At 63.7% G+C, this 26,484-nt stretch carries 25 protein-coding genes; 12 read left to right on the top strand and 13 right to left on the bottom strand.

The window, feature by feature from the left end; translation table 11 throughout:
• Window positions 1-30 precede the first annotated feature (30 nt).
• From NKJ34_RS07035 to NKJ34_RS07025, 3 genes are read right to left on the bottom strand one after another with little or no spacing between them, the layout of a single operon-like run.
• The gene (locus NKJ34_RS07035; protein WP_253737572.1) at window positions 31-1,326 is read right to left on the bottom strand and encodes a DUF8167 domain-containing protein; all 1,296 of its coding nucleotides are present in this window, start codon (window positions 1,324-1,326) and stop codon (window positions 31-33) included.
• A complete protein-coding gene (locus NKJ34_RS07030; protein ID WP_253737571.1) occupies window positions 1,323-2,537 on the bottom strand; it encodes a TrkA C-terminal domain-containing protein in 1,215 nt (404 codons plus the stop codon). The genes NKJ34_RS07035 and NKJ34_RS07030 overlap by 4 nt, the downstream gene beginning before the upstream one ends.
• 49 nt (window positions 2,538-2,586) lie before the next feature.
• Window positions 2,587-2,901: a hypothetical protein gene (locus NKJ34_RS07025; RefSeq protein ID WP_253737570.1), complete on the bottom strand. Its 315-nt coding sequence runs from the start codon at window positions 2,899-2,901 to the stop codon at window positions 2,587-2,589.
• A gap of 89 nt (window positions 2,902-2,990) precedes the next feature.
• Here NKJ34_RS07025 and NKJ34_RS07020 point away from each other — a divergent pair, with 89 nt between their 5' ends.
• The gene (locus tag NKJ34_RS07020; protein WP_253737569.1) at window positions 2,991-4,148 is read left to right on the top strand and encodes an NAD-binding protein; all 1,158 of its coding nucleotides are present in this window, start codon (window positions 2,991-2,993) and stop codon (window positions 4,146-4,148) included.
• An 8-nt stretch (window positions 4,149-4,156) separates the two neighbouring features.
• Here the strand turns inward: NKJ34_RS07020 and NKJ34_RS07015 are convergent, their stop codons facing one another.
• Both NKJ34_RS07015 and NKJ34_RS07010 read right to left on the bottom strand, forming a co-directional pair.
• A complete protein-coding gene (locus NKJ34_RS07015) occupies window positions 4,157-5,161 on the bottom strand; it encodes an AI-2E family transporter (RefSeq protein WP_253737568.1) in 1,005 nt (334 codons plus the stop codon).
• A 60-nt stretch (window positions 5,162-5,221) separates the two neighbouring features.
• The gene (locus NKJ34_RS07010; RefSeq protein WP_253737567.1) at window positions 5,222-6,214 is read right to left on the bottom strand and encodes a DUF726 domain-containing protein; all 993 of its coding nucleotides are present in this window, start codon (window positions 6,212-6,214) and stop codon (window positions 5,222-5,224) included.
• A 244-nt stretch (window positions 6,215-6,458) separates the two neighbouring features.
• On the opposite strand from NKJ34_RS07010, the gene NKJ34_RS07005 reads away from it, so the two are divergent.
• The 3 genes from NKJ34_RS07005 to NKJ34_RS06995 all read left to right on the top strand — a co-directional run bounded on the left by NKJ34_RS07005 (window position 6,459) and on the right by NKJ34_RS06995 (window position 8,797).
• Window positions 6,459-6,812, top strand: a complete 354-nt coding sequence (locus NKJ34_RS07005; RefSeq protein WP_253737566.1) for an ArsR/SmtB family transcription factor — start codon at window positions 6,459-6,461, stop codon at window positions 6,810-6,812.
• A gap of 189 nt (window positions 6,813-7,001) precedes the next feature.
• Window positions 7,002-7,970 carry a hypothetical protein gene (locus NKJ34_RS07000; RefSeq protein WP_253737565.1) on the top strand — a complete coding sequence of 323 codons (969 nt, stop codon included), beginning with the start codon at window positions 7,002-7,004 and terminating at the stop codon, window positions 7,968-7,970.
• A gap of 77 nt (window positions 7,971-8,047) precedes the next feature.
• Window positions 8,048-8,797 (top strand): DUF7847 domain-containing protein, encoded by a 750-nt coding sequence (locus tag NKJ34_RS06995; protein ID WP_253737564.1) that lies wholly within the window; start codon window positions 8,048-8,050, stop codon window positions 8,795-8,797.
• A gap of 51 nt (window positions 8,798-8,848) precedes the next feature.
• Here the strand turns inward: NKJ34_RS06995 and NKJ34_RS06990 are convergent, their stop codons facing one another.
• The 3 genes from NKJ34_RS06990 to NKJ34_RS06980 form a co-directional block, all read right to left on the bottom strand.
• Window positions 8,849-9,280: a low molecular weight phosphatase family protein gene (locus NKJ34_RS06990; protein ID WP_253737563.1), complete on the bottom strand. Its 432-nt coding sequence runs from the start codon at window positions 9,278-9,280 to the stop codon at window positions 8,849-8,851.
• A gap of 123 nt (window positions 9,281-9,403) precedes the next feature.
• Window positions 9,404-9,802 (bottom strand): ArsR/SmtB family transcription factor, encoded by a 399-nt coding sequence (locus NKJ34_RS06985; RefSeq protein ID WP_253737562.1) that lies wholly within the window; start codon window positions 9,800-9,802, stop codon window positions 9,404-9,406.
• 563 nt (window positions 9,803-10,365) lie between these two features.
• Window positions 10,366-10,683 (bottom strand): nickel-binding protein, encoded by a 318-nt coding sequence (locus NKJ34_RS06980; RefSeq protein WP_253737561.1) that lies wholly within the window; start codon window positions 10,681-10,683, stop codon window positions 10,366-10,368.
• Window positions 10,684-11,435: 752 nt separating this feature from the next.
• Between NKJ34_RS06980 and NKJ34_RS06975 the strand changes: the two genes are divergently transcribed.
• From NKJ34_RS06975 to NKJ34_RS06965, 3 genes are all read left to right on the top strand, one after another.
• A complete protein-coding gene (locus NKJ34_RS06975) occupies window positions 11,436-11,678 on the top strand; it encodes a thioredoxin family protein (protein WP_253737560.1) in 243 nt (80 codons plus the stop codon).
• 6 nt (window positions 11,679-11,684) lie between these two features.
• Complete coding sequence (locus NKJ34_RS06970; RefSeq protein ID WP_253737559.1) at window positions 11,685-12,614, top strand: permease; 930 nt, start codon at window positions 11,685-11,687, stop codon at window positions 12,612-12,614.
• 103 nt (window positions 12,615-12,717) lie between these two features.
• A complete protein-coding gene (locus tag NKJ34_RS06965; protein WP_253737558.1) occupies window positions 12,718-13,104 on the top strand; it encodes an ArsR/SmtB family transcription factor in 387 nt (128 codons plus the stop codon).
• Window positions 13,105-13,226: 122 nt separating this feature from the next.
• Here NKJ34_RS06965 and NKJ34_RS06960 read toward each other — a convergent pair whose 3' ends face one another.
• The 4 genes from NKJ34_RS06960 to NKJ34_RS06945 form a co-directional block, all read right to left on the bottom strand.
• The gene (locus NKJ34_RS06960) at window positions 13,227-14,378 is read right to left on the bottom strand and encodes a DUF5305 family protein (protein ID WP_253737557.1); all 1,152 of its coding nucleotides are present in this window, start codon (window positions 14,376-14,378) and stop codon (window positions 13,227-13,229) included.
• A gap of 158 nt (window positions 14,379-14,536) precedes the next feature.
• Entirely contained in the window at window positions 14,537-15,349 is an 813-nt protein-coding gene (locus NKJ34_RS06955; protein WP_253737556.1) for a hypothetical protein, read from the bottom strand.
• Window positions 15,346-16,416 carry a signal peptidase I gene (locus tag NKJ34_RS06950; RefSeq protein WP_253737555.1) on the bottom strand — a complete coding sequence of 357 codons (1,071 nt, stop codon included), beginning with the start codon at window positions 16,414-16,416 and terminating at the stop codon, window positions 15,346-15,348. The genes NKJ34_RS06955 and NKJ34_RS06950 overlap by 4 nt, the downstream gene beginning before the upstream one ends.
• 65 nt (window positions 16,417-16,481) lie before the next feature.
• Window positions 16,482-17,072 carry a hypothetical protein gene (locus NKJ34_RS06945; protein ID WP_253737554.1) on the bottom strand — a complete coding sequence of 197 codons (591 nt, stop codon included), beginning with the start codon at window positions 17,070-17,072 and terminating at the stop codon, window positions 16,482-16,484.
• 428 nt (window positions 17,073-17,500) lie between these two features.
• On the opposite strand from NKJ34_RS06945, the gene NKJ34_RS06940 reads away from it, so the two are divergent.
• The 4 genes from NKJ34_RS06940 (at window position 17,501) to NKJ34_RS06925 (ending at window position 23,595) form a co-directional block, all read left to right on the top strand.
• Window positions 17,501-17,746, top strand: a complete 246-nt coding sequence (locus NKJ34_RS06940; RefSeq protein ID WP_253737553.1) for a GAF domain-containing protein — start codon at window positions 17,501-17,503, stop codon at window positions 17,744-17,746.
• 78 nt (window positions 17,747-17,824) lie between these two features.
• On the top strand, window positions 17,825-19,999 hold the full coding sequence (locus NKJ34_RS06935) for a PAS domain S-box protein (RefSeq protein ID WP_321169445.1): 2,175 nt from the start codon (window positions 17,825-17,827) through the stop codon (window positions 19,997-19,999).
• 119 nt (window positions 20,000-20,118) lie between these two features.
• Window positions 20,119-22,467 (top strand): PAS domain S-box protein, encoded by a 2,349-nt coding sequence (locus NKJ34_RS06930; RefSeq protein WP_253737552.1) that lies wholly within the window; start codon window positions 20,119-20,121, stop codon window positions 22,465-22,467.
• A gap of 27 nt (window positions 22,468-22,494) precedes the next feature.
• Window positions 22,495-23,595, top strand: coding sequence for a sensor histidine kinase (locus NKJ34_RS06925; RefSeq protein ID WP_253737551.1), 1,101 nt, complete (start codon window positions 22,495-22,497; stop codon window positions 23,593-23,595).
• Between the two features lie 57 nt (window positions 23,596-23,652).
• On the opposite strand, the gene NKJ34_RS06920 is transcribed toward NKJ34_RS06925, so the two are convergent.
• Complete coding sequence (locus NKJ34_RS06920) at window positions 23,653-25,833, bottom strand: methyl-accepting chemotaxis protein (RefSeq protein WP_253737550.1); 2,181 nt, start codon at window positions 25,831-25,833, stop codon at window positions 23,653-23,655.
• 174 nt (window positions 25,834-26,007) lie between these two features.
• Between NKJ34_RS06920 and NKJ34_RS06915 the strand changes: the two genes are divergently transcribed.
• Window positions 26,008-26,475: a response regulator gene (locus tag NKJ34_RS06915; RefSeq protein ID WP_253737549.1), complete on the top strand. Its 468-nt coding sequence runs from the start codon at window positions 26,008-26,010 to the stop codon at window positions 26,473-26,475.
• The last annotated feature ends 9 nt before the right edge of the window (window positions 26,476-26,484 follow it).

Below are 26,484 nucleotides of genomic sequence, written 5' to 3'. Positions count from 1 at the left end.
ACTCGCGGCTCGGTCGGTATGAGAATTGCGTCACGACGCCCTACCGTCGTGGTCGGCCGACCCTGCGGCCTCCCGGCCACCCTTCGCACTGTCGGCCGACTCGTCTGCCGGAGCGGCATCGGTGTCGGCGTCCGACTGCGTGGCGTCGTTGTCGGTCGCCGGCTCCGGCGTCGACGCCCGCGTTTCGAGTTGCCGAAACAGCTCCGGGCGGCCCAGCACGTAGATCGTGTCGCCGGACTCGATGGGGCGATCGGATGCCGGCAGGGCGATCAGTGGCTCGGCTGCCGGCTCGATCGCCATCACGGTGCCCCCGATGGCCGCCGGCGTCTCGCCGACGAGTTGGCTCCCCGCCTCGACGGTGACGGTGCCGATCGTCTCGTCGGCCCGGCCCAGTAGCGTGGCGAACTCCCGGTCGGGCTGCGGCTCGGCCGGCAGCGTCACCAGCCGATACTGCTCGGCCGGCGACAGCACCTCGGCGTCGCCCTCGTCGACCGCCAGCGTCACCGTCTCGCCGGCGACGCCCCGGAGTTCACCGGTCGTGAGCCGTTCGGGGGCGTCGCCGGCCGACCACACCTGCACCTGATCGCCCGCGGCGGCGTTGTGCGGCGGATCCGCACGGATCGCAACCCCGACCGTCCCCGGAGTGATCGTCGCGCCGAGACCCGCTGCCCGCGAGCCGACCGCGAGGTAGTCGACGCCGCCCTCGGCGGTGAGATCGACGTCGACGAAGCCGACGCTGTAGTCGGTTTTGAGCCGATCGACCAGCCGCGATCGGAGTTCGTCGACGGTGAGTCGCCGGGGGAAGACGAGTCGCTTGCCTGCGAGGTCGGCTTTGGTCTCGTCGGCGACTGGATCGTACCCCTCGATGTCCTCGATCTCGGCGGGGAGTTCGATCGTCGTCGACCGCCCCACCGACCGGACCATCGCTGCCACCTCGACGTCGCGGGCCTCGATGCCGACCAGTGCCAACAGTTCGCCGGCGACTGCCGCACCGAGTCGCCGTCCCACCGGCGCGGCGGCCGCCGCAACCCCGAGAGCGACCACGTTGAACCCGACGACGCCGGGCCGGAAGAGGTCGACCGACCGCTGGCCGACGACCGCCCCCAGCGAGACCGTATTGATGTAGAGGGCGACGACGGCCACCCCCGAGACGACAGCCACTCCCTTGGGAACGAGCGCCCCGAAATACCACCGGTAGGCCACCGTCACCCCGCCGGCGGTCGATGCCGACAGCAGGGCGAGGACGACGAGACTGGCCGCCGCGACCGACGGCTGCTCGAACCGGATCCCGGTCTGTAACAGCATCGCCGCCGGCACGGCACTCATTCGGCTGCCTCCCTGACCGCGGCCAGCGACTGGCGGCTCCCGGCGAGATAGAGGCTGTCGCCGGTCGAAAGCGGGTACTCGGTGTCGGGGGCGAGCTGCCAGTGGTCGCCTTTGGCCGCGACGATCACCGCGCCGTACCGGTCCCGCAGATCGAGGTCACCGATGGTGTGGCCGGCGAACTCACTGTCGGGGGCGAGGGTCACCGTGGCGAACCGAACCCCGGACCGACGCAGCAGCCCGACGAGTTCGAACTCCCGCCGGGTCCCCCGCGGGGCGACGACGACCTGCGGCTGGTCGGCCGCAAGCAGCGCCGACGCCGCCGTCCGGTCGACTGCGACGGTCACCCGCCCCTCGCCGCCGGTCGTCGTCGCGGCGGTCGGCGGGGCGGCCGGCGGGGCGACCGGCTCGCCGCCGTCGGTCTCGACTGCCGGATCGGCCGGCGGCGGCGTCGACCGGGCGGCGATCACCGTGCCGGCCACGCTCGTCGCGGCGGTGACGAGCCGGACCGATGCCCCGCGGGTCAGTCCGGTCGGGACGAGCGCGGCCACCGACACCGCCCGCTTGCCCGCGGGAACCCGTCTGGAGGTGCTGCCGGTCGGCGGGGCTGCAGCGACGGTCGCCCGGCCCCGCCGGTCGATCGTGACGTTGACGGCGGCCAGATCGAACGCCGACTGCAGCCGGTCGGCGAACCGGCGCTCCAGTTCGGCCAGCGGCAGGTCGGCCGGAAACGCCCACCGACCGGCGGTGATCTCGCTGCGGAGGGCCGGCGACAGCGCCGGATACCCCTCGATGTCGCCCACGTCGCCGTCGACGCGGACGCGTACCTGATTCCGGCCCTCGACGAGTTCGATCACGTCGGTGTTGAGCGTCCGGCTGCCGAGGCTGCCCAGCGAGAACCGTCTGGGGAGGCTGCTACCGAGGCTATCGCCGCGGGCGTGGGCGTACAGCGCGAGCATGAGCACGACGATGATCGCGGTCACCAGCACCACCGCGTTCTCCGCACTGCGGATCTGCTCGTCGGTGAGCGCCATCAGCCCGCCGTTGACCCCCGCGATCCCCAGCGCGAGGACGACCACCCCGAAGCTGGGGATCGACACGTCGGTGACGTATTTGAACAGGAAGCCGAGCGCGCCGGCGATCGCCGCCGGCACGATCCCCGTCAGCACACCCAGATAGATCCCCAGCAGAATCTCGAACGGAAGCGCGGCCATGGTCGCCTCTGGTGGGCGTGTCGCTTAAATGATCGGTCGACGGCCGTGACTATGCGACCTGCTGCCAGCGGTCGGCGGCCTCCAGCGTCGAGACGGCGGTAGTGAACTCCGTGCGGGTGACGCCGTAGAACTGTTCGCGGCCGACCGGTGTCCGTACTTTGAGGATGTCGGTGTGGTTGGTGACACGGTAGACGCTGAGGCCCCAGCCGGCCTCCGCCTGCCGCCACCGACCGTCGAGGGCTGCGGCCTCGTCGTCGACGACACGGGAGCCGAGTTCCCAGCTCAGCCGCGTCGTGTGTTCGAGATCCAACGGCACGGCCTCGGGGAGCGGTCCACATCGGGTCGCGGAGCTACGTGTGGCCATATCTCACTCAGGGCAGTCTGTCGTGAAAAATCCAACTCTTCGCCCGTCAGTCCGCGACTATTAATACCCTGCTGAGGTAGCTGTGAGCGATGCGGTGGACACACGACTGGGTGACCGTCCGGGCGTCGATCCTGCTGACGTTCGCGGTCGCGATCCTCTCGATCATCGTCGGCCTCGTCCACATCTCGACGGGGGGTGTCGACAGCCCGCTGGCGATGTACGTCCCGGCGGCCGTCCGACGAACGGTCGGCTTCACCGGGACGCTGACCGGGTTTTCGATGCTGGGCAGCGCCTACGCCCTGAAACAGCGGTTCCGGGTCGGCTGGTACGCCACCGCGGTCCTGCTGCCGGTGACCGTGATACAGGGGCTGTTGCAGGTCTCGCCGTACTCGGTACCGCTGGTCGCGGTGTCGGTGGTGTCGGTGCCGGCGCTCATCTACAACCGCCAGCGGTTCGACCGGACGGTCTCGCCATCGCCGACCCAGCTCGCGGCGGGGGTCGCGCTGGTGACGGCGCTGTCGTACGGCACCTTCGGCTCCTATGCGCTCCGTGAGGAGTTCGACGGGATCGTCACCCTCACCGACGCCTTCTACTACACCATCGTCACCGCCAGCACCGTCGGCTACGGTGACGTGACGGCTGCACCGGCCTCGGAACTCGGCAAGCTGTTTTCCATCTCGGTGCTGTTGATCAACGTCGCGGCGTTTGCCGTCGCCCTCGGTGTCCTGCTGACGCCCGCCATCGAAGCCCAACTCTCGAAAGCACTCGGACGCATGACAGACAGCCAGTTCAACCTCCTCGACGACCACGTCGTGATCCTCGGCTACGGGGATCTGACCGAACCGATCATCGAACACCTCGACGCGACGAGCTTTGCGGTCATCACCACGAACGAAACCGCCGCCCGCCGGTTTTCGGACCGCGAGATCCCCGTGTTGACCGCCGACCCCAGCGACGAGGAACCGCTCGAACGCGCCGGGATCGCCGACGCCCGAGCGGTCATCGTCGCCACCGAAAACGACGCCCAAGACGCGCTGGCCATCCTCACCGCCAGACAGCTCAACCCCGACCTGCAGATCCTCGCGGCGGCCATGCAGCGGGAGAACGTCGCCAAACTCCGCCGGGCCGGTGCTGACCGGGTGATCAGCCCCGCCGAGATCGGCGGTCGACTGCTGGCGAACTCCGCGACCGGTAAGGGCGACGCCGAGGCCGCCTCCAAACAGTTGCTCGGCGAGGAACTCGACTGACCGCCGGCCTACAACTGGTCGTACTCCTCGTCGAAGACCTCGATGGTGGCTTTGAGCGCGCCGACAATGATCGGCCCGATGAACAGCCCCATCACACCGAACGCCGACAGTCCGCCGATGACGCCGACGACGATCACCGCCGGGCTGATCTCGGCGTACCGGTCGACGATCAGCGGCCGGAGGTACTCGTCGGAGACGCCGACGACGACGGTCCCGTAGCCGATCAACAGCACCCCGGTCAGCGTCTCGCCGGTCGAAAGCAGGTAGAGCGCCGCCGGCCCCCAGACCAGAAACGTCCCGATGAACGGCAACAGTGCCAGCAGAATCATCACCACGGTCCAAAACAGCACGTTCGGAACCCCGACCACGAGCAGCCCGACGCCGGCGATCGCCCCCTGTATGATCGCCACCAGCACGTGCCCCAACAGCACGGCGCGGGTCATGTTGTCGACGCGGTCGTAGAGTCGCGTCTGGACCGGGTCGGGTAGCGGCGTCATCCGTCGGAGCCACCCCAACAGTCGGTCGCCGTCCCGAAGCAGGTAGAACAGCAGGAACGCCGACAGCCCGAGGCCGACGCTGATGTGGGTCAACGCGGCGACCAGATCCGGCGCGGTCCCCAACACCGTCTCGGCGAGCCCCTCCAGCCGGCTGCCGAGTTCCGCGGCGAGGTCGACCTCGCCGGCGAACCGGGCTTCGAGCCACGCCTCGGGGCCGTCCAACTGGGCGAGCGGATCGCCGCCGGCCAACTGTCGGGCGATCGTCACCGTCTCGCCGGCGACGGTGATCACAAGCACCGTAAACGGGACCAGAAGCGCGAGCGTCGCCGCCGCCACCAACAGCCCGGCGGCGGCCGTCGGCCCCAGCCGGTCTTCGAGGCGACTCTGGAGCGGTGCCAGCACGTAGGCCAACAGCAACGCCCCGATGATAAACGAGAGGTACGGCTGGACCAACTGAACGGAGAGCACCAGCAGGCCGGCGATCAGCGCGAGGAGGACGCCACGTTGGGCGTTCATCGTTCGCCGATTCGACCGGTCGACACATAAACACAGGCGACGTGTCTCGTCCCGAGATCCTCACCGCGGCAGCCGGGCGGCGAGCTGCGGGAGACAGCCCTCGTCGGGCTCGAAATACGAGTAGTGATCCGGGACGGCCTCGGTGACGTCGACGTCCGTGTAGCCGGCGGGGGCCGATTCGGGGTCGGCGATGCCGGTTTCGCCGACCGCCTGTGTACGATCCGAGAGGCGATAGGTCCAGCCGAGGACGCGGTCGTCGGCGTTGTGGAAGTTGGTCACCGGAACGTCGAGTTCGTCGATCGCCTCGCCGTATGGGGTATCGCGTGCGACGCTGTCGTGGGGGATCGCCCCGCCGAGCAGCGACACCGAGGCCGCAGCGTCGCCACGACCGGCCAGCGCCAGCGCGAACAGCGCCCGGCAGACCACCCGCGCGCCCAGCGAGTAGCCGACGACGTGGACCGGTCGACCGTCGGTGTCGGCCCACTCGATCAGCCAGTCGGCCAACACCGGGCCGTTGGCGTCGGCCATCGCCTTGGCGGGTTCCCACTCCCGATCGGCATCCCAACTGTAGGCCACCACGGGCAGCGGTCGGATCGATTCGAGCCCGGTCGCGGCTGCGAAGGCCTGATCGCGGGCGGTCGCGTCGTCGGTGCCGAAGCCGTGGACGAACAGCAGGAGCGCATCGCCCTTTTCGGCCAGCGAGCCGTCGACCACGGCTGCTGTTCGTTTGTCGACCACGGCTGCTGTTCGTTTGTCGACCACGGCCGACCCTTGGTCGTCGGCTGACGCCGACCCCGACTCGCTGGACGGGAGTGACTCCGGATCGTCGACTGCGGGGTCGACGCGCCCGCGTGTGCTGATGGCAGGGAACCCATCGGGGGCGGTGTAGGGGCCGAAATCCCCCGAGAGCTCGCTTCTCACGTAGAGCGCGCCGAGGCCGCCGAGGCCGACGAGCCCGCCGGCCGCCGCCAGCAGCCGTCGGCGCGTGAGGCCGAACCGGCCGTCGGTCGTCTCGGTGTCAGTGATACGACGTTTGATAGCCGCCGGAAACAAATAGCCACCGCTTGGAACCCACGCGGGGCGAAAGGGTCTGTCGGGGTGACTACATCGGAAACCGGTGTTTCTGGGTCTGAAACTGGTCGTGCTGCATTAAGCAGTAGCCGCCAGTACGTCGGGATACGGAGATGTACCCGACACACCGACACCCGACCGACTCACGACCGGGCATCGTGGCGGCGGGCCGACGGACGGCCCGCCGTCGGACCGACCGACTGGCTGCTCCGGAGGTGACCGGCTGATGCACACGCTGTCGACCCGGCCCGATCCCGGCCGGGAGACGGGCGAGGAGCCGCGGGTCGTCCGGTTCGGCTCCGAGGCGTTCACCGACGTCCTCGACGCCATCGGCTCCGATACCGCCCGCGGGATCCTGCTGAGCGTCAGCCAACAGCCGCTGACCGCCTCCGAGATCGCCGACCGCGTCGACACCTCGGTCCAGAACGCCAGCTACCACCTCGACCGGCTCACCGACGCCGGGCTCGTCCGCGTCTGTGATACGGTCTACTCCGAGAAGGGCTGTGAAATGAACCTCTACTACGCGGTCGACACCACGCTCGAACTCCGCACTCCGACGACCGAGGAGGCCGACCGATGAACCGGCGGCTCTGGGGACTCGTCGCCCTCGCGGTGGCCGTGGTTGCCCTCCTCCGGCGGCGATCGAGCGACACGGCACCGGTCGACGACTGATCCGATCGTCCGCCGCCGCGTCGTGGGTTCGGACCCCGGCGTTTCGGACACTGAAACTGTGACGGAGGGTTATCCGTCCGGCCCCGTGTCGGTCAGTATGGAGCAGCTTTCGAGACGCCGGCTGCTGGCGGCCTGTGCGGCCGGGTCGACCGCCGCGTTCGCGGGCTGTGTCGACCCCGACGTCGCCATGTTCGTCGACCCGGTGTCGTCCGACCGCGAGATCGCCGGGCGGGCGACGATCCAGCCCGACGCCGGCAGCGAGTTCGCCGCCACTGTCGGCAACGCGACCGCAAACGGCACTGAGGCACCGAGTGACGGCGAGGCGGGCCGGCCGCCGTTTCAGGTCGACCGACCGGTCGTCCACGACGGGAGGGTCTACGACCTCGACTGGGAGTCGACCGGCCGCACCGAGACCCGAACCGAACACGTCGTCTCGCTGACTGCCCACGACGACGGCCGCGAGACCGAGATCGGCTTCGACGACCTTCCCGAGATCGACCGCCAGCGGCTCCAGCTTTTCGTCCGTGAACTCGAGCAGTACGACGAGGCCGCCGGCGACGACGATCCCGAGCGCCCGCTGCCGGAGGCGGCGTTCCAACACTACTACACCGACGCCGAGCGCGAGGCCTCGGCGCTCGTGCCCGACCCCGAGTACGAGACGGTCGCGGTGCTGGGGTATCCCACCAGCGTCGACGTCCGGTCGACCGAGGTCGAACTCGACGTCTACCGCTACACCACGACCGAGCGCGCGTCGTCACTGGCGGCGTTCGGCCGCGAACTCCGGACCGCCCACCGGTTCGAACTCACGGGTCTCGATGAGTCCGAACGCGACTTCTTCGAGTCGGTCATCGAGGAGGGCTCCTACTATCAGGGGACGCTTGGCGACGATCAGGCGGAAGCCTTCGAGGGGGTCGCCGACCGGCTCGTCGACCGGCCGGCGGTGTTCGTCGAGGACCGCGAGGGCGAGTGGCTCGTCGGCTACGACGGCAACGACTACTGGGTCCGGGTCGACTTCGTCCGGATGAAGGAGTACGCCGACCAGCTACAGCGGGTCGACGAGCTGTAGCCCCCCGTCGGTCGGCAGTTTTCTCGGCGTGAAATCCGGTTTCAGGATTTATCACTGCGGGGGGATAGTGGCGGCGTATGGGACTGCAAATCGGCCAGGCCCTCGGCCGGGGGACGCGTCGAACGCTCTCGGCCAGTGGGCTCGTCCTGCTCGTATCGATGCTCCTCTACCAGTTCGTGATGGTCGGGGCGATAAACACGCTGGTCGCCACAAGCCTCCCGCCAGAAGTCGTCAGCGAGGCCAACGCGGCCGGTGGGATCGGCTTTACCTTCCCCGTGTCGACGGCGGTCGCCGCTGCCATTACCGTCCTCGCGGTGCTGTTCGGAGTCGCCGTCTTCTTCGTTGCGACCCGGCTGCTGGCCCGTGATCTCTCGTCGCTCGGCTCGATCCCGCCGTCGCTGGTGAGCCGCCGCTTCGGCTGGGCGTTTCTGTCGACGCTGGCGGTGTCGCTGGTGTTGTCGATCCTCATCCCGATCGGGCTGGTGATGCTACTGGTTCCGGGGATCTTCGCCGCAGTGAGCTTCCAGTTCGCAGTTTTCGCGGTCGGCGTCGAGGACTGCGGGCCGGTCGCGGCGCTCCGGCGGAGCTGGGAGCTGGCGACCGGCAACCGCTGGCGGCTGTTCGGGCTGTTGTTGCTCGTCTTCGTCATCGGTGCGGTCGCCGGCGGCGTCGGGACCGTGGTCTCGCTGGTCGACCCGACGGCCGCCCAGTACGTCTCGATCCTGATCAACTCCATGCTGCTCGTCGTCACGTACGGCATCCTCGCCGACGCCTTCGTCCAACTCCGCGAGGGGTCGACGGCCGTCGGCGGGACGCCCGCGCTGTGAGACCGGCGGTCGGATACGACCGACCGGTGGGGGACCGGGCTGCGTCGACGACTACGATCCGTTCGTGACGACTTCGTCGAACAGGTCTGTAACGCGCTGTTCGATATCGTCCCCGATCGCGCGGACCCCATCGAGACCCTGCCCATCGGGATCATCCAGTGCCCAGTCACGCACGTCGACGTCGTCGGCATCGAGTTCGAGCGTCGAACAGCCCATCGTGGCGACGACATCACACGATTCGAGTTCGTCAGTGGAGACTTCCCGCGGCGTCCGCTCCGAGAGATCGATATCGTGATCCTCCATGACGGTCACGACCTCGTCGTGAACGCTGTCGGCGGGGTGGGTGCCGCCGGTGATGATCTCGACGTTGTCTTCGAGCCCACGGCGTTCACGCTCGCGTTCGGCGAAGGCGGTCGACATCTGGCTGCGCCCGGCGTTTTGTACACACACGAATCCAAGGGTCGCCGTCGAATCGTCTCCCATACCGACCCCGACTGCCGCTGTCAGATTAACGACTTCTATGTGGTGTATATATGTCTCAATAGACGCCGTCTGACAGCATGGAGGGACCACGGCTCGACGGATGACAGATGACGGCTCGATCGGTTACGGTTCGACGGATCGGGAGCCGTCGAGCGCGACCAGCATGGCGGTCGCCCGGTTGGTCGTGTTGTATTTGCGCCACTTGCCGTCCTTTCGCCGTGTGAGGAGCCCGGCGTCGGTGAGCTGTGACAGTGCATGGCTGATCGCACTGTCGCCCACATCGAGCAGTGGCGCGAACTCACAGACACACAGCTCTTCGCCAGCCGTGTGAACGATGCGAACGATCTTGTACCGCGTTTCGTTGGCCATCGCCGACAGGAGGTCGACATCCGATTCGAGATCGGGGCCGCCGACGGCCGCATCCAACTGTTCGAGTTCTTCGAGTCGCTCCTGGAGTGCGTCGTTCGTGCAACTCCCCCGTTCGTCGGTGAGATACCGCTGGAGCCGGTCGCTCGCTGACATACAAATAATTGAACGAAATATGAATTGATTCTTGTGTAGCGACCGGTCGGTTGTATCGCCATCTCCACGACACGACATTTGAGCGGTTTTTCATCAACTCTGTGGCCGGCACACAGGACAGCGGGAGCCGAGGCAGTCGACGCAGGCGAGATCGAACGCACACTCGTCCGAAAGCCACGTCCGGGTTCAGGCGTTTCAGGATCGCCGTCGGCGGCGGCTCTGGAGCAGGAATGACGTTTTTGGCGGTGGGTCGGCCAACTATCTACGGTTCCGCCGGTCGACTGTCGGATTCGTGGGCATCGAAATGTCTAGGTGCTCGTTTTAATGTTTGCTCAATAATTACGAAACGAGACGACATCGATTTCCGATCGGCGGTTCCAACCAGCCGAGGCTCGTTTGACCAACGACTACACAACCCATGGGCGAAATCCAACCCATCGGCCGGGAGACCGGCGTCGACTACGGCAGCGCCTGCGGTGCCGGCGACGGCAGTTGCTAGGTCACCGCCGTCGCCGCACGCCGTGTTCGTCGACATAGTTTTTCCGTCGTGTGCGGCCAGCAGTTTAGGCTGGCTTCGACGTGACGCCGACCTTCGGGGCGACCCCGACATGTGGGGGGCCGACGACGAAGATATTGCTCACGACAAGCCCGGCCCGCTCGCTGTGTTCGCGGAGCGTCGCTTCGGAGTCCGCGTCGTACCGACACATCGTTGCGCCGATCGATCCATCCTCGTTGAGGAACGTTTGGGACCCGAGATACGACATCGGTGCTCCCCCGGTTCGGAGTTCCTCGATAGCGTCACCCGATCGGTCGACCGCCTGCTCCAACTGCTCGTTTGTTATTCCCGTGTCGAACTCGCGCAAGACGTCGTAGTTTGTCATGGTACTTTCTGAGAAGGAACGATCGACGGTTCGGGTTCTCGCATACTAGATGGCTTCCAAACATAATAAACGTTCGTTATATTTATCCGTGTTATTTATATCGGTTTAAATATTGGAGAGGGCTGGTGTTCGAAGGGATGTCGATCCGGACCTCCCTGAAAATCCACACTGACAGACGGTGAGATCATTTTGTGGGTCGAGTTCCGATTCATCAAGGATTCGCGGTTCGGTCCCATCCAGTTCGACAGGGTGGCTCACGTGCGGTCGATCGCGGCAGGAGATACCGGTGGCTCCGAGTTCGAAGTCGACGACCCGCGTCGCTCCCACTGGGGCGCGATTTCGGAGCCGACCGTGCCGGGGCCGCAGCACGTGGCCAGCCGCTGTAACACAATCCACCGCAACAGCCTCGACCTCGTTAGTCCCCAGCAGGCCGGTCCGACATCGAATCGGAATATTTCAATAATACAATGTCGGTTTGTCGATTGGGCTGTTGCTCTCGCTGGAAACGGACGCACAGTTTTCGGCGTATACCGCTAGATAGACGCTTTAAACGGACAGATACCTGTCTTCCGTGACAGTCGTGCCGGATCGGATCCGGGATACCGATTCCCTTTCTCGTCAGTACAAATCGGATTTCTTCGAAACGCATTTATGCAAAATCGTCTTTTGTCGATACGTATGGTGGAGATGACAGTCGACACGACCGGTACTGAGCGACGACCGATTGCGACCGCCACGATGGGAGAAGAACGATGAAAATCACCGTTTACGGGCCCTCAGGCTGCAGCAACTGTACCGACCTCAAGGAGACCGCAGAGGAGATCGTCGACCGCAAGGATATCGACGCGGACGTAACGAAGGAACCAGATATGGCGAAACTGGCACAGAAGGGCGTCATGTCGACGCCCGGCTTCGAGATCGACGACGAGATGGTGTTCGCCGGCTCGACACCCTCGGACGACGAACTCGAATCGATCATCACGGAGCATCTGTAACGCGGGATGGTCTTCGAACGGTTCGCAACGTACGTCGTCGACGCCATCGGGCTGACGGGGGCCCCGAGAGCGGCGGCGCACTTCTTCGTCTACGACACCCTGAAGATCCTCGCCATCCTGACGGCGGTGATCTTCGGAGTGACGTACCTCCGGACGTACTTCCCGCCGGAGAAGATCCGGGACTACCTCGACGGCAAGACGGCCTTTACGGGCTACCTGCTGGCCGCGCTCATGGGGATCGTCTCGCCGTTCTGTTCGTGTTCGACGATCCCGATCTTCCTCGGGATGGTCGGGGCGGGCATCCCCTTCGGCATCACAATCACGTTCCTCGCAGTCTCGCCGATGATCAACGAGGCCGCGCTCGTCGTGCTGCCGGGGGTCGTCGGGTTGGAACTGACCGCGCTGTATGCGGTCAGCGGGATCACCATCGGGATGACCAGCGGCTACACGCTCAATCGACTCGGTTTCGATCGCTACGTCGACGATTTCGAGTTCGGCAACTCGGGGGTCGACATCGACGAACCGACCCGGCGTGAACGGCTCGAAGAGGCCTACGTCGAAGCCAAAGAGATCATCGTCGAGATCATTCCCTACGTCATCGTCGGGGTCGGAGTCGGGGCGCTCATCCACGGCTACCTCCCCGAACAGTTGGTCGAGACCTACCTCTCGGGCCAGTGGGGCGTCTTCGGCGCAGTCGCCGTCGGCGTGCCGATGTACACCGACATCCTCGGGGTGATTCCGGTCGTCGAATCCCTGATCGGCAAGGGACTGCCGATCGGGACCGGCCTCGCCTTTATGATGTCGGTCGCGGCGCTCTCGCTGCCGCAGTTCATGATCCTCAAGAAGGTGATGCAGAAGGAGTTGATCGCGGCCTATGCGACGACGCTCGCATCGGGAATCCTCCTGATCGGGCTGCTGTTCAACGTCATCCTGTAGGATCGTCGTCGGTCATCGCTGACCGATTCAGGAGCCGAACGCTTTTGATTCGAACCGAACAATATCGATTCGAACGTCGACCCGCCGTCGACACGATCTCATCATGACAGATACCGTACCGGAATCGACACGCCAGACCCTCGAACGCCTCTACGAAAATCCCGAAACCCGGCTGACGTCGCTGTTCGATCTCGGCGCGGACGACCAGCAGGTCGACGCCCAGCTCACCGTATTCAAAGCCCTCGCGAACGAACACCGGATTCGGATCCTCGATGCGCTGCGCGACGGCGAGATGTGTGCCTGCGAGCTACAGGTCGTCCTCGATGCACCGCAGTCGACGGTGGCCAGCCACCTACGGGAACTCAAGGACGCCGGGCTCGTCAAGAAGCGCCGGCAGGGCAAGTGGACCTACTACCGGATCGGGGATACGGCCGCCATCCAACTGCTCGATATCGCCGCAGCCCTCGATGCGGGGAGTACCGATCGCTGAGAGTGTCGGTGTTCCGATCGGCGAATTCACCCGTGTTGTCGACCACAGAGCAGGAATACGGTCGCCTCGGAGTTCGAGCGTTTGCAGACGACACTCAAACCGGCCGGAAGCTGCACGGAGTCCTATTCGATCGGCTGGTCGGTGTCGGGGCTCATCGGCTCCGGCTCCTGATCGAACGACTGTGACGGGGTCGAGGCCCCGAACGTTGCGAACCCGAACTCGTCGGTGTTCCCGTCATCGCCGTCACGATACTCGTACATCAGGTTTCCGTCGACGACGGCGTAGATGTCCTTGCTCGTGTCGTGAATGACCCGTTTCTCGGAGTCGATCGCGATGTCGACCAGGTCGACCAACGCTTCGACCGGCACGCGAGCATAGTTGCCCGTCGCCGGGATCGTCCCCCGAGAGATCCATTCGACGTATCGCACCCGTTCGTACTGCCGCCGGAACGCATCGAAATCGTCGATCCGTCGTCCAGTGTACAACACGCCCCCCGCGAGACCGATTGCAGCAAGGCCACCGAGGCCAACCCCCAAATCACGCGGAGGGATACGACCACGAGGCCCGACGAGACCACTCGTGCCGCCGCCAGCGACCGCCTGCTGGACGGTCGTCGTGTTGGTCTGTCGGTCCTGTTGTGGAGTCCGGAGTTCGTATGCCCGGTCGGTAATCGTCAGCGGGGTTTCGGCAGTCGCCGTGCCGCTGTAGCTGCCGGAGTCGTACAGCGCGATAGCCGAGACCCGTGCTTCGATCGTACCGATATCTCCGGCTTCGGCAGTCACGTTCGCCAACTGGTCGCGGGCGAGCTGCTGGACATCAAGTGTGACTTGCGTCCGTGCCGTGCCGTCGGTCACGTTGTGGCTGTCGATGGCGAGCGTCCGGCTGTCCCGCCAGAAGACCTCCCCGTTCCGCGTTGCCGACAGTTCGAGGACGATCTGCTGTGTCACCGAGACGGCCCGGTCGGGTGGCGTCGACGTGACGGCGATCAACTCCACCGCCGGCGTCGCCGTCCGGAGGTAGACCGGCATGTCGGTCAGCGTTTCGCTCCGGTTGTACAGCGACGTGTTTCCGGTTACTGTCGCCTCGGTCGAGAGCGTCGTCTCGACGGTCATCGAATCGGTTTCGACGGTGACCTGCTGCGGCTCGGGTTCCGAGGCCACGCCACCGACGGCCGTGGCGACCGCGAGCACGCCGACGAGAAGCAGCGCCGGGACGAGCCGGTGCCAGTACTTGCCGCAGATGTATTTCGCCCGAAGCTGCAAATCGCTCGTCATCCGATTGCCCCCACGATCGTGTGTGTAACATCCATACTACTACGGCCGCCATACGTGTCAAAAAGCGTATGCTAACTCCGGCGTGAGCAGGCTACTTACGCCCGGGTAAGTCGGTCGACGCTTCCGCCGCGGGAGTCGGCCACGGCCTCCCGGCCGGTCTACGGTGACTGGTAGATCGTACCACTGCCGTCGGCCGTGTCGGTGATCACGATCCGTTCGCTCTGGACCTCTCCGGTGTCGTCGAACAGTCGAACCGTGATCTCGAAGCGCTCTCCGAACCGTTGGCCACCGCTTGTGAAGCTGATCGTGTCGCTCTGTGCACTCGAACTTACGGTTGCAACACCGTCATTCTTGTCGAGGTTCTCGAAGTCGACGCTCACCCGATCGAACGAGCCGGTATCGTTCTGGATACTGTAGCTGACAGCGTATTCTGCTTTCCCGCCCTGCGCGCTCGTCGTCTGATCGACGATCTCGACGGTCCCAAAGGCGAGCGTCGGGTCCACACAGTCGGTCGTGTCGACCGGCGTATATCGAGTCGCAAGCCCGCTGAACTGCCCGTTCGCGCTCGCAGTGATCGTCATCTCCAGGTTGCTCGACGGCGACTCACAGCTGACGGTCGCGGCCGTCGTCACCGAGTCACCAGGGGCGAGCGTTGCCTGGCTGTTCGACAGCGACGCCGACGCCGAGACGTCGACGCTCAGCGACCGATTGAGATTGTTCGTCACGGTGACGAGCCGGCCCTCGGTGCCCGCCTGCAGGCCGTCTGTCACGTCGATTCCGAGGATCCCCTCCGAATCGTTCACGACGGGGGCGGCCGTTCCGCGGTCGACCGAACCGGTCGTAAACGCTGTCGAGGGTGCGACCACGAACCCGGCGACGAGCAGCCCAACTGCGAGCCCGACGAGGAGGACCAGTGCCCGACTGTGCCCCCCGTTTCGGGACCGCGACCGTGATCGTCGACCGACGGTCATCGGCGGCCTCCGAGCGTTCGTTCGAGCCGACTGCGGCCGCTCCGAAGCGGTGCGGTCGTGTCGACGAACAGCCAGTAGACCAGCGACAGCGGCAGAACGCTGGTTCCGACCGTCGAGATCGCCGCAACCAGTGGATGGATCTCGTGAAGTCGAGTGATGAGCTCGCCCGGTAGGACTGCAGGGTAGGGGTGCATCCGAATACTCGTCGCGTGTGGCCCTGCGGTTTCCTGTGCCGGAATCCGGGTTTCGATCCGCTGTGTCGACGATTCGAAGGGGTGCCATGGAAGCCAGCCCGTGGCTTCCCTTGGTGGTTGGTTGTCGACAGCCGTGCCCGACTCCGGCGTCATCCGAACGATCTCCATCCCATCGGTCTCGGTCACGACGTGCGCGAACGGCGATTTCGTCGTCTGCAGCGAGATCGATTCGGTTGCCGCCTCGCCGACGGTCAGCGTCGACGGGATGGGCGTCGGCTGCTCGGTGACAGTATAGACCGTCGTCTGCTGGACGGCTCCCTGTGAGACGAAGACGACACCCGCGACGAACACCAACACTACCACCGGGAGGACGATCTCCCGACTTCGGAGGACGTGTTTCCGGGTGCGTCGTCTGTCGGAGCCCGAACCGCCGAACAGCAGGTAGGCACCGAGTGCGCCGACGACGAGATACCAGTAGCTCGTGATCGCCCCGAGCAGCGTTCCGAGGTACGGAATGACGACGAGACGTCCGCCAACCGTCAGCAGTTTCCCCGAGACGTCGGACGGCTGGACGAGGGGGTAGCCCGATGCCTGATCGGTCGAGGGGTTGCCGTCGCCTTTGGTGACGATGCCGTCAGAGGTCACCTGTGTCGCCCGGTGGGTCACGTACGTCGCCCGTTCCTCGGAGTAGAAGGTGATGACGTCGCCCGGGTGAACCGTCCCGGCTGGGACGAGGACGTACCCTTCGTTGGTGTCGATCGTCGGCGACATGCTATCCGAAGAGACGTACGAGATCTGAAGGGGCACACCGGCCGGCACAGCAAGCGCTACGAGCACGAGGAGCCCGAGAGCGATGCCTGCCTTTTGTATCATTGGTGTGGGGACGGTGGGGCGTGGAAGCGGTCGACGCGGCTATTCAGTACCTGCTCGCTGTGGGATCAGGCACCACCTTCGACGGTGTCATCGATGCTGAAGCCGAGCGTCCCCGAGAGGTCGGCATCCGGGCCGAGCAGGTCCGAACTGTGGCCCGTGTCGACGGTGACAACCACGTAGTAGGCGGTGTTCGCCGGTGCGCTCCAGGATGCAGTCGCCCCCGAGGCGCTGATCGTGTCGACGAGGGCCCCGCTGCCGTCGTAGACTTCGAACTTGAGGTTGTCCTCGGTGGTGGCATCGGAGGTGTTAGCCCGGTATTCGGTGTTGATCACGTGGGACTCGACGTCGTTGTTCGTGATCATGAACGCCTGTGAGTTGGTTGGATCGTCGGGGTTGCCGAGTTCGAACAGCGCGTTGGTGTTCGCGCCGCCCGCTGTGCCCGCTGTGAAGTCGATGCCGAGTTGGCCCTCGCCGTTCTGGAACACCAAGTCGCCGGAGGTCCCATCAGTGAGACCGAGCAGTCCAGCCTCGTCAGCGACGACGTCGACGTTCGCTTGCCGGTCGACCTGTGCGGTGGTGAACGCACTCGTCCCGACCGAAACCCCTGCAACGAGGAGAATACCCGCCACGAGCAGCGTTTTTGTGAGTTGTGACATTACATGGTATTCCAACCGAGCGAGGGGGATAAGAATAATCTAACTGATAGGTTAGCGAGTGCGTTACCGGATGGTAAGTAAGTGGACATATACATATGTAATTGTTCACATATTATATATTTCAATAATCTACGCACAAAATTATTTACTGTCTCCCTCCCTATATCTCTTAGTGACACGTTCTGCTCCCCCGTCAGACTCGATACATACGCTCCTCGGGATGGCAGCTGCGCTCAATCGTGTCGACTCGATCGAAGCGGGCGTCGAACACTGTCTCGAGGCGGTCGAGACGGTGTTCGATCACGCGGTTGCGGCTGTGTATTCGTATGAGTCGTCCACTGCGGAGACGACACTGATCGATGCTACCTCGCCGAACTCCTTCGAGACGACGCATGATCCACCGTCCGAAGAGGTGCTGCAAACCGTCTGTGAGTCGGGGGGCGATACGACGAAACGATACTGCCGCCGAGCAGCCGGCCGCCGACCTCCGGGAGCCGCTCCGGAGCGAACTGCTCGCCCCCATAGGCCGATTTGGCGTCGTTTCGGTTGGGTCGACGGAGCCCGATCGGTTCGATTCGGATGCGGTGGATCTCCTCGACGGAATCGCCGAGACGCTCGCGGCCACCGTCGACCGTATCGAGCGATCCGATGGCGACTTCGCGGGTGAGAGATAGGGAGAGCCCAACGAGAGTCACACGACGCTCCGGAGCGAGGGGCCGACGGCCGACGCCGACGTTACGGCGCTCCGGCGGCTGCACGAACTCACGCTGCACAGCACCGATTTCGATGAGACGGTCGACCGCATCCTCTCGCTTGGCTGCGACCAGTTCGATCTCGAGACTGGCATCCTCTCTCGGATCTCCGGAACGGACTACTATATCGAGTCCAGGGCCGATACGACCGGGACCGACGAACAGGAGACGGTGTTCGATCTCGACGACACGATCTGTGAGATCACGGTCGAACAGGGGGCGACCGAGCCACTGGCGTTTGCCGACAGTGCCGACACCGACTACTCGACGCACCCGGCGGCCGACGATGTCCGAGCGTATCTCGGTGTGCCAGTCGTTGTCGACGGGGAGATCTACGGAACGGTGAATTTTTCCAGTGAGACACCGCGAAACGAGGCAATTAGGCCGGGCGAACGCGAGTTCGCCAAACTCATCGCTCAGTGGATCGGCACCCAGATCGAACGGGACCGTCGGCTCTCGACACTCGAACGCTACGAAACCATCATCGAGGCAGTCGAGGACCCGGTGTACGCACTGGATACCGAAAGCCGGTTTACGTTCGTCAACGACGCCGCGGAACGGGAGTTCGGCTACGGGCAGGAAATCCTCGGCGAGCACGTGTCGGTCGTGATGGATACCGACGATCTCGAACGAATCAGAGACCAGCGAAAGGCGCTCGCGGAAACCGATTCGCGATCGCTGACGGCACAGTTCGATCTCGAGACTGCCGACGGGAGCCGACAAATCGTCGAAACTCGGCACGTGGTGATCGGTGACGAGGAGTTCCAGGGGACTGCTGGCATCCTCCGGAACGTTACCGAGCGCGAAGAGCGCCGTCGACAGCTCGAATCGTTCCAACAAGCCATCGAAGAATCAGCCGACGGGGTGGCGATTCTCGAGGATGGCGAGTACGTCTATGCCGACCAGACTCATGCAGATATGTACGGCTTCGACAGCCCGAACCAACTCCTGGGAGAGTCTTGGCGGAAACTGTACGACAACGAGGAAGCAGCACGCCTGGAGTCGGAGGCGTTCCCGAAACTCGACTCTGATGGTCGCTGGCGTGGCAAAGTGACTGGGTGTCGACCCGACGGAACGACGTTCCCGGCGGAGCTCTCCCTCACGATCGTCGACGACGGTCGACTCGTCTGTGCCGTTCGCGACATCACCGACAGGGTGGCGCGGAAACGGGAACTCGAACTCAAAGAGCGGGCGATGGACGAGACGAACGTCAGCATCCAGATCACCGACCCGACACAGGAGGACAATCCGCTCGTCTACGTCAACAATGGATTCGAACAGATGACGGGGTACACCCGTGAGGAGGCTCTCAGTCGGAATCCACGCTTCCTTCAGGGTCCGGAGACCGACCCCGAAAAAACCGCGAGGCTCCGCGCGGCAATCGATGCCGAGGAGCCGATGACGATGGAGGTCGTCAACCATCGTTCCGACGGGACGCCGTACTGGGCGAAACTCTCGGTGACGCCCGTCTACGATGACGAGGGGACGTTGCGGAACTTTATCGGGATCCAACAGGACGTCACCGAGCGGCGTCGGCTCAGTGAGACGCTCGAAGACCGGACCGAACGGCTCGAATTAGTCCTGTCGGGGACTGGCACGGGGATCGCCGAGTTGGACCTGCGGACGGACGAACTCACGTGGGACGAGACACTCACAGAGACGTTCGGCCACGATCCGGAAACCATCGAAGAATGGGGCGAATTCGTCCATTCGGCGGACCGAGAGGACATCCACGCAGGGTTAGAGAAGACGATCGAGACCGGCGAGCCGTGGAGCGGGGCGTTCAGACTGACCACTGGCAGCGGTGATCTCGCATGGCTCGAATCACGGTGCGTCCCGGTCTACGAGGACGGCGAGCCAGTGAAGGTACTCGCAACGGGAACCGACGTCACCGAGCGCAAACAGCGCGAACAGGAGCGGGAAGCGACGGTTGCGGTCCTCGAGCGCATCTATCAAATAACGACGGACCCTGATCGATCCTTCGAAGAGAAAGTCGACGGCCTACTGGCGGCTGGGAGCGAGTATCTCGATCTCCCGTACGGGTACCTGACAAATATCGAGACCGAAACCACCGAAAGTGGGACACAGACGATCGTCGAAGCCCACGGTTCCCACGAACTGCTCCAGGCGGGCGAATCGTGTCCGCTCCCCCAGGCCTACTGTAAAAAACGATAGAGAGTGATGGCCTTGTGACGGTCACAAATGCCGGCGAAGCGGGGTGGGATGATGACCCGGCTTACGATTTCTTGAACTTAGAGACGTATATTGGCGGGAAAGTTATTGCCGATGGGGAGGTGTACGGAACGCTGTGTTTCGCCGGGACGGAGCCACGAGAACAGTCGTTTAGCGAGACCGAACAGTCACTGATCAGTCTCTTCCAGCGCTGGATCGGCTACGAGATCGACCGTAAAATCGCTCAGACCAATCGACGCGAGCAACAAGAGCGACTCGATATGGTCCTCTCGGGAACAGGCACGGGGATCGCCGAGTGGGACCTCCGGACGGACGAGGTCGTATGGGACGAGACGTTCCAGGAGAACTTCGGACGAAACCCCGAGACGCTCGAAGCGTTCACCGAAATCGTCCATCCAGATGATCGCGACCGCGTCGAAGAGCGGTTAGACGAGATGATCGAGACGGGCGAGCAGTGGGATGACGCCTTTAGAGTGATCACCGGAAGCGGTGAGGTCGCCTGGTACGGCATGCGTGCTATTCCAGTCTGTGAGGACGGCGAGCCAGTGAAAGTACTCGCAACGGGAACCGACGCCACCGAGCGCAAACAACGCGAGCAGGCACTCGCCGAAAGCCGAGAACGATACGAGACGTTGCTTCAGGCCGCCCCGGATCCGGTGTTCGTCGCCGATGACGTGACTGGCGAGATCGTCGAAACGAACGCGGCCGCCGCGGCACTGCGGGGAGAACCCCAGGAGGAAATCATTGGTCGACACCTGACCGAACTCCATCCCAGCGACAAGACCGAGGCCCACAAGGCAGCCTTCACGCGGGCACTTCAGTGCGACGGGCAAATCACCGAACTGTCCGATGGGACACAGCCGAAACTCTGTACTGTCGACGACGAGACAGTTCCCGTCGAGATCGCTGCCGACACCGTCGACCTTCCCGACGGTCCGGTTATATACAGCGTGTTCCGGGACGTTTCTGAGCGCGTCGAGAACGAACGTGAACTCGAACTGAAAGAGCGCGCGATGGACGAAGCGAACGTCGGCATCACCATTTCAGACCCCTACACTCCGGATAATCCGATAATATATGTCAACCAGGGGTTCGTCGACCAGACGGGGTACAGTCGCGAGGAAGCAGTCGGGCTGAACTGTCGGTTCCTGCAGGGCGACGACCGGGACCAGCAGGCGCTCGATACACTCCGTGAGGCGGTCATGGATGAAGAACCCGTGACCGTCGACCTGCGGAACTACCGACGGAACGGCGAACTGTTCTGGAACCGGCTGTCTGTAACGCCCGTCTACGACGAGACGGGCACGCTGGCGAACTACATCGGCATCCAACAGGAGGTCACCGAAGAAAAGCTTAGAGAGCAACGGCTGCGGGCGCTCCACGAGACGACACGGGAGTTGCTCCAGACCGAGGAGGTCAACGACGCAGCGACGGTGGCCGCCGATGTGCTATTCGAAGAACTCGACGTCGACCTTGCAGGCATCTACCTCCGTGACGGAGATGAGCTCGTTCAGAATACGGTGCTCGGTGCTGTGCCAGAGCAGGTGCCCGAACGAATCGAACGCGGCCGGACGCCCTTGTGGGAAGCAATCGAGTCGGGCGACACCGTCGTCCACAACGAATTCGCAGATCTCGATGACGGAATCGACCGTGAGGAACTGGCCGCGACTGCGTATTTCCCCATTCAGAATCATGGGGCAGTCATTGTCGGTGCTCTCGATCAACCCGGCCTGAGCAAGACCGACCGGAAACTCATCGAGGTGTTGGTTGGAAACCTCGTCGCAGTGTTGGATACCCTCAAACGCCAGCATCAACTGCGGGACGAGCGCGAACAGTTCCGACTGCTTACGGAAAGTGTCGACGAGTACGCGTTCATTATTGTCGACGAAGCTAGCCGTATCGAAACGTGGGACCAAAGTGCACAGAATATCTTCGGCTACGATTCGGAAGCCGCCATCGGGATGTCGGTCGGACAGTTGCATCCGGAGACGGATCGCGAGTCGGGGCTCCCCAAGCGACTGATTCAGCAAGCCCGGATCGCGGGTGAGAGTGCCCACGAGGGCTGGCAGGTCCGGGCCGACGGCACGGAGTTCTACGCCGATACCCACGTCGCACCGCTCGAAACCGACGATGGGGAGGTCCAAGGCTATGCGATGATCGTCCGAGATATGACCGATCGGCGTCAGCGGGAGCGCCGAACGGAACTGTTCGTCCAGGAGTCGGACGATGTCGTGTCCATTCTGGAACCGGACGGAACGTTCAGTTACGTGAGCGGGTCCAGCGAGCGCGTCCTCGGACATGACCCCGATGACCTTCTCGGAGAGAACTTCTTCGACTATGTCCACCCCGGCGATCGGGAACCCGTCATGGAGGTGTTTTTCAGTAGCACCGACGACCCCGACTCCGTGGTACGCTCGGAATGTCGGTTCGAATCCGGCGCCGGTGAGTGACTAAACATCGACGGGCGGTGTCAAAACATGATGGCCGAGGATGCCGTCAACGGGATGCTGCTGTATCTGCGAGACGTGACCAAAGATAAAGAGCGGGCCCGGCGGCTGGAGGCGGTTTTCAACGGGACGTTCCAGTTTACCGGGCTGGTACGCCCCGACGGAACGATTATCGAGGGGAACGATACCGTCATTAACTTCGTTCCCTACGGCCCCGAGGAGATCGTCGGCGCCGCGCTGTCGGAAGCACCGTGGTGGACCCAGCCCGGAGACGTCAACGATCGCGTTCGAGACGCAGTCGACCGTGCAGCCGACGGCGAATTCGTCCGGTTCGAAATAGATGTTCACGGGAAAGACGGCATCGCACACATCGACTTCTCACTCAGACCAGCGACCAACGACGACGGCGAGGTGGCGCTGCTTATTGCCGAAGGCCGTGATATCACGGCGTTCCAACAGCAGCGCCAGCATTTAGAGGTGATCCAGCGTGTGATGCGGCACAATATGCGGAACGACCTGATGAAGCTCCGTGGCTGGACGGAGGTTCTGTCGACGGAAGACGACGCCGACAAGCGGGCCGACTACTACGAGCGGATCGAACGGATCCTCAACAAATGGGAAAAGATGAACGGCGATCTAAAACAGATCGAACGAGCGTTGCGATCACAGCAGAAGACTGAGGCAGTCACAGACCTACTCCCACTCGTGTCCGAGCTGGTCTCGTCACGAAGAGACGCGTACCCCGACGCAACTATCGACGTGAATACAGCCGACGTGGATCCCGTTCGGATTCCAGCCACCATCAGAGGGGCATTGCGAGAGTTGATCGACAACGCAATCAAAGCGACTGACCATTCGGATCCGCACGTTGCAGTCCGTCTGTCTCGCCCCGCCGACGACTGGGTCGAAATCGACGTCGACGACAACGGCCCCGGAATGCCGGAGATGGAGGCCGAAGTGCTCGAAACCGGCGAAGAAACCCCGCTGAACCATGGCCAGGGACTCGGTGTCTGGATGGTTCGGATGCTCGTCACGCAGGTGGGTGGCGATGTATCGGTCGACGTAACAGACGATGGGACGTGCGTCAGTCTACAGCTACCCAGTCACCACGCATCCGGCACTGGACGGTAGGACGACAGCGGAGTACAACCCCGACCGGGTACGTCGACGTTCTCTCCGCCGGGTCGATCACTGGTCGGTGGTCCGGCGGGAACTCGGGCGCTGACCCCCATCCGTCTCCGCCGGAGCGGGCTGCTGACTCGCGGTGGCTTCGACCGTCGGCGGTGTGCTCGGTGTGTCGACTGGCGTGGGTTGGAGTTCGAACGCCCCGACCTGCTCGCGGAGCGTCCTCGAAAGCTCCGCGAGCGCTTCGGCAGTCGAGGCATCCGAGAGCGTCGAGAGGTGGGCGGCAGTGTCGGCGACCTCCGACAGCGACGCCGTTTGCTCTTCGGTCGCCGCCGAGACGGTGCCAGCTTCGGTTGCAGCCTGTTCGCTCACTGTCGCTACTTCGTCGACCATGGCGACGACTTCCTCCGAGGATGCCGCCTGGTCGTCGGTCGCGATGGAGATCTCTTGGACGCCGGATTCGGCCTCGCCGACGGCGCGTGCGATTTCGTCGAACATCTCGATGGCAGTCTCGATGGTCTCGGAGCCCCGGTCGACGCGTTCGGTCATCGTCTCCATCCCCTCGACCGTCTCGGCTGTCGTCGACTGAATATCCTCGATCTCGGCTTCGATCTCGGAGGTAGCCGCTCCGACTTCCTCAGCGAGGCCCTTGATTTCGTCGGCGACGACTGCGAATCCGTCGCCAGCATCGCCAGCGCGGGCGGCCTCGATCGAGGCGTTCAACGCCAGCAGATTCGTCTGTTCGGCGATGTCCGTGATGAGGTCGACGACCTCGCCGATCTCGTCTATCTTCTCATCGAGCGTTTCGACCCGTGTGGCTGCCGTGTCGGCCTGTGATTTGATGGCCGTGATCTCCTCGGTTGCGGCGGCAGCGGACCGCTGGCCCGCTTGGCTGCGGTCGACAGCAGTTGCGGCAGTCATACTCACTTCTTCTGCAGAGGCGGCGATCTCTTCGACGGTCGCCGACATCTCGTTCATCTCGCTGGCTACGCCTCGGAGGTCGTCGTTTTGCTCGTCGGCACCGGCACTGATCTCCTCGACGGAGTCGGCGATCTCCTCGCTTGCGGCCTGGATTTCGGTGACAGAGGCGGCAACCTCGTTGCTCGCCGCTTCGACTCGTTCGGAGTTGGTTGCGGTCACTTCGCTGGATTCGGCAACGTCGTCAGCGATCTCTGTGACGGTCGCGAGACTCTCGCTCAGTTGTGTAATCCCCTCGTCAAGCGACCGCAGCACAGCACCGTAACGTCCTGGTTTGTCGGTCTCGATGGACTGGTCGAGGTTCTTGTCGCTGAGGTTGTCACTGGCACGCTCGATTTCGGTGAAGTTGTCGTCAAGCTGGTCAGTCGCCCCGTCGAGATTCATCATGAGCTGTCCGTACGTCCCGGGGTAATCGGTGTCGAGGTCTCGCTCGAGGTTCCCGGTTGCGAGCCCCCGGCTCACGGCTTCGAGTTCGGCGAAGATGTCACGCACGTTTGCCTGCATCTCGGTGAACGCGTCGACCATCCGCCCGAGTTCGTCGTCCTCAACGTGGTCATCGATGTCGACGGTCAGGTCTCCCTCACTGGCGGCCAGAGCCGCCTCCGACAGTTGGGTTATCGGATCAGTGAGACGTTTGGCCACGAAGAGACCGATAGCGATCGCAACGACGAACGCTGCGAGCGTCAGCCCGATCATCTCGATCTGGGCCGTTCGCGTCGTTTCGTCGGCACTGGCGACCTGCTGGGCGAGGTCGGTCTGTTCCTGTGTTTTCAGTTCTCGTGCAGTCGTTTCGAGTTCGGCACTGATCGCTTCGGCCTCGGTGGCTTTTTGCGCGGCGAGGTCCGTGTTGCCCGCTGCTTGGGCCTCGAAGAACTCGGCAGCGACAGCGTCGTACTCATCATGCAGTTCACTAATCGACGAGAGCTGTTGGCTCTCCGCAGCACTCGTTTCATACGATTCGAACGCGCCGACGCCCTTCTCCTCGAAATGATCGTCTCCCTCCGTGAACATCCGTTCGGCCTGCTGGGTGTGGCCGAGTTGGGCGTGGAGTATCGCCTCCTGCTGTGTCTCGACCGCGAAGATCATTTCCGACGTTGCGTCCATCTTGTAGCCGTCGTCCGCAATGTGATGAGCTTGGTCGTCGACGGTCCCCACCGAATAGTACCCCACCGCACCAGTTACCCCCACAAGAAGCGCGACGACGACGAACGCAAGGACGATCTTCGGCCGCAAGTCGGCGCCACTTATGTTCACCCTCTCAAGCATAGTATTTCGTCGTATCCGTACTATCATAAGTTCCGACAAACTGTTGGGTAAGCAGGGTACTTACGCGAACGTAAGTAGGCTACTATCCTGAACGTTAGCAACAACATATGTGCCTCGTGTCGGTAGCTCGATTATGAGATGTACGACCAATGATCGGTACAACGGTGGGCTCTGATGTCACAAACCGCCACTCTCCGGCAGGATCACACCGAGCTTACAGTGCTGTTTGTGGGGTCTCCGACGGTCGACCTCGAGGCTACGTGTGACGCCGAGTGCACTCGCCCGGTCGACATCGACGTCGTCGCAGACGGTCGAGCGGCCATCCGGCGGCTCACAGCCGCCAGCGAGTCACCGACGGCGTATCCACGACCGGATCTCGTCTTACTGCAGTGTGACTTCGAGTTGCCCGATGGGATGACCGTCCTCCACGCGATCAAATCCAGTCCCCGCCTCGAAACGGTGCCAGTCGTCGTCCTTGATCCGAACGACACCGGTGTCGAACCGACATACGAAGCCGGCGGTAACGCGTACGTCACAACTCCACACACGGCCGAGGAGTACGTCGACCTCGTCCGTTCGATCACACGGTTCTGGTTCGAGTGGGCACAGTATCCGGCAGAGTCCTTATATTCTGATACGTAGAAGTATGTG

The organism is Halohasta salina (genome assembly GCF_024178165.1).
GTDB classification, from domain to species: domain Archaea; phylum Halobacteriota; class Halobacteria; order Halobacteriales; family Haloferacaceae; genus Halohasta; species Halohasta salina.
Note: the sequence above shows the minus strand (reverse complement) of the source record. Positions and strands in the feature narration are given on the sequence as shown.

Bases quoted from the DNA above. Each gene is read 5' to 3' on its own strand.
- NKJ34_RS07035 (WP_253737572.1), bottom strand. From the start codon at position 1,326: ATGAGTGCCGTGCCGGCGGCGATGCTGTTACAGACCGGGATCCGGTTC.
- NKJ34_RS07030 (WP_253737571.1), bottom strand. From the start codon at position 2,537: ATGGCCGCGCTTCCGTTCGAGATTCTGCTGGGGATCTATCTGGGTGTG.
- NKJ34_RS07025 (WP_253737570.1), bottom strand. From the start codon at position 2,901: ATGGCCACACGTAGCTCCGCGACCCGATGTGGACCGCTCCCCGAGGCC.
- NKJ34_RS07020 (WP_253737569.1), top strand. From the start codon at position 2,991: ATGCGGTGGACACACGACTGGGTGACCGTCCGGGCGTCGATCCTGCTG.
- NKJ34_RS07015 (WP_253737568.1), bottom strand. From the start codon at position 5,161: ATGAACGCCCAACGTGGCGTCCTCCTCGCGCTGATCGCCGGCCTGCTG.
- NKJ34_RS07005 (WP_253737566.1), top strand. From the start codon at position 6,459: ATGCACACGCTGTCGACCCGGCCCGATCCCGGCCGGGAGACGGGCGAG.
- NKJ34_RS07000 (WP_253737565.1), top strand. From the start codon at position 7,002: ATGGAGCAGCTTTCGAGACGCCGGCTGCTGGCGGCCTGTGCGGCCGGG.
- NKJ34_RS06995 (WP_253737564.1), top strand. From the start codon at position 8,048: ATGGGACTGCAAATCGGCCAGGCCCTCGGCCGGGGGACGCGTCGAACG.
- NKJ34_RS06990 (WP_253737563.1), bottom strand. From the start codon at position 9,280: ATGGGAGACGATTCGACGGCGACCCTTGGATTCGTGTGTGTACAAAAC.
- NKJ34_RS06985 (WP_253737562.1), bottom strand. From the start codon at position 9,802: ATGTCAGCGAGCGACCGGCTCCAGCGGTATCTCACCGACGAACGGGGG.
- NKJ34_RS06980 (WP_253737561.1), bottom strand. From the start codon at position 10,683: ATGACAAACTACGACGTCTTGCGCGAGTTCGACACGGGAATAACAAAC.
- NKJ34_RS06975 (WP_253737560.1), top strand. From the start codon at position 11,436: ATGAAAATCACCGTTTACGGGCCCTCAGGCTGCAGCAACTGTACCGAC.
- NKJ34_RS06970 (WP_253737559.1), top strand. From the start codon at position 11,685: ATGGTCTTCGAACGGTTCGCAACGTACGTCGTCGACGCCATCGGGCTG.
- NKJ34_RS06965 (WP_253737558.1), top strand. From the start codon at position 12,718: ATGACAGATACCGTACCGGAATCGACACGCCAGACCCTCGAACGCCTC.
- NKJ34_RS06960 (WP_253737557.1), bottom strand. From the start codon at position 14,378: ATGACGAGCGATTTGCAGCTTCGGGCGAAATACATCTGCGGCAAGTAC.
- NKJ34_RS06955 (WP_253737556.1), bottom strand. From the start codon at position 15,349: ATGACCGTCGGTCGACGATCACGGTCGCGGTCCCGAAACGGGGGGCAC.
- NKJ34_RS06950 (WP_253737555.1), bottom strand. From the start codon at position 16,416: ATGATACAAAAGGCAGGCATCGCTCTCGGGCTCCTCGTGCTCGTAGCG.
- NKJ34_RS06945 (WP_253737554.1), bottom strand. From the start codon at position 17,072: ATGTCACAACTCACAAAAACGCTGCTCGTGGCGGGTATTCTCCTCGTT.
- NKJ34_RS06925 (WP_253737551.1), top strand. From the start codon at position 22,495: ATGATGGCCGAGGATGCCGTCAACGGGATGCTGCTGTATCTGCGAGAC.
- NKJ34_RS06920 (WP_253737550.1), bottom strand. From the start codon at position 25,833: ATGCTTGAGAGGGTGAACATAAGTGGCGCCGACTTGCGGCCGAAGATC.
- NKJ34_RS06915 (WP_253737549.1), top strand. From the start codon at position 26,008: ATGTCACAAACCGCCACTCTCCGGCAGGATCACACCGAGCTTACAGTG.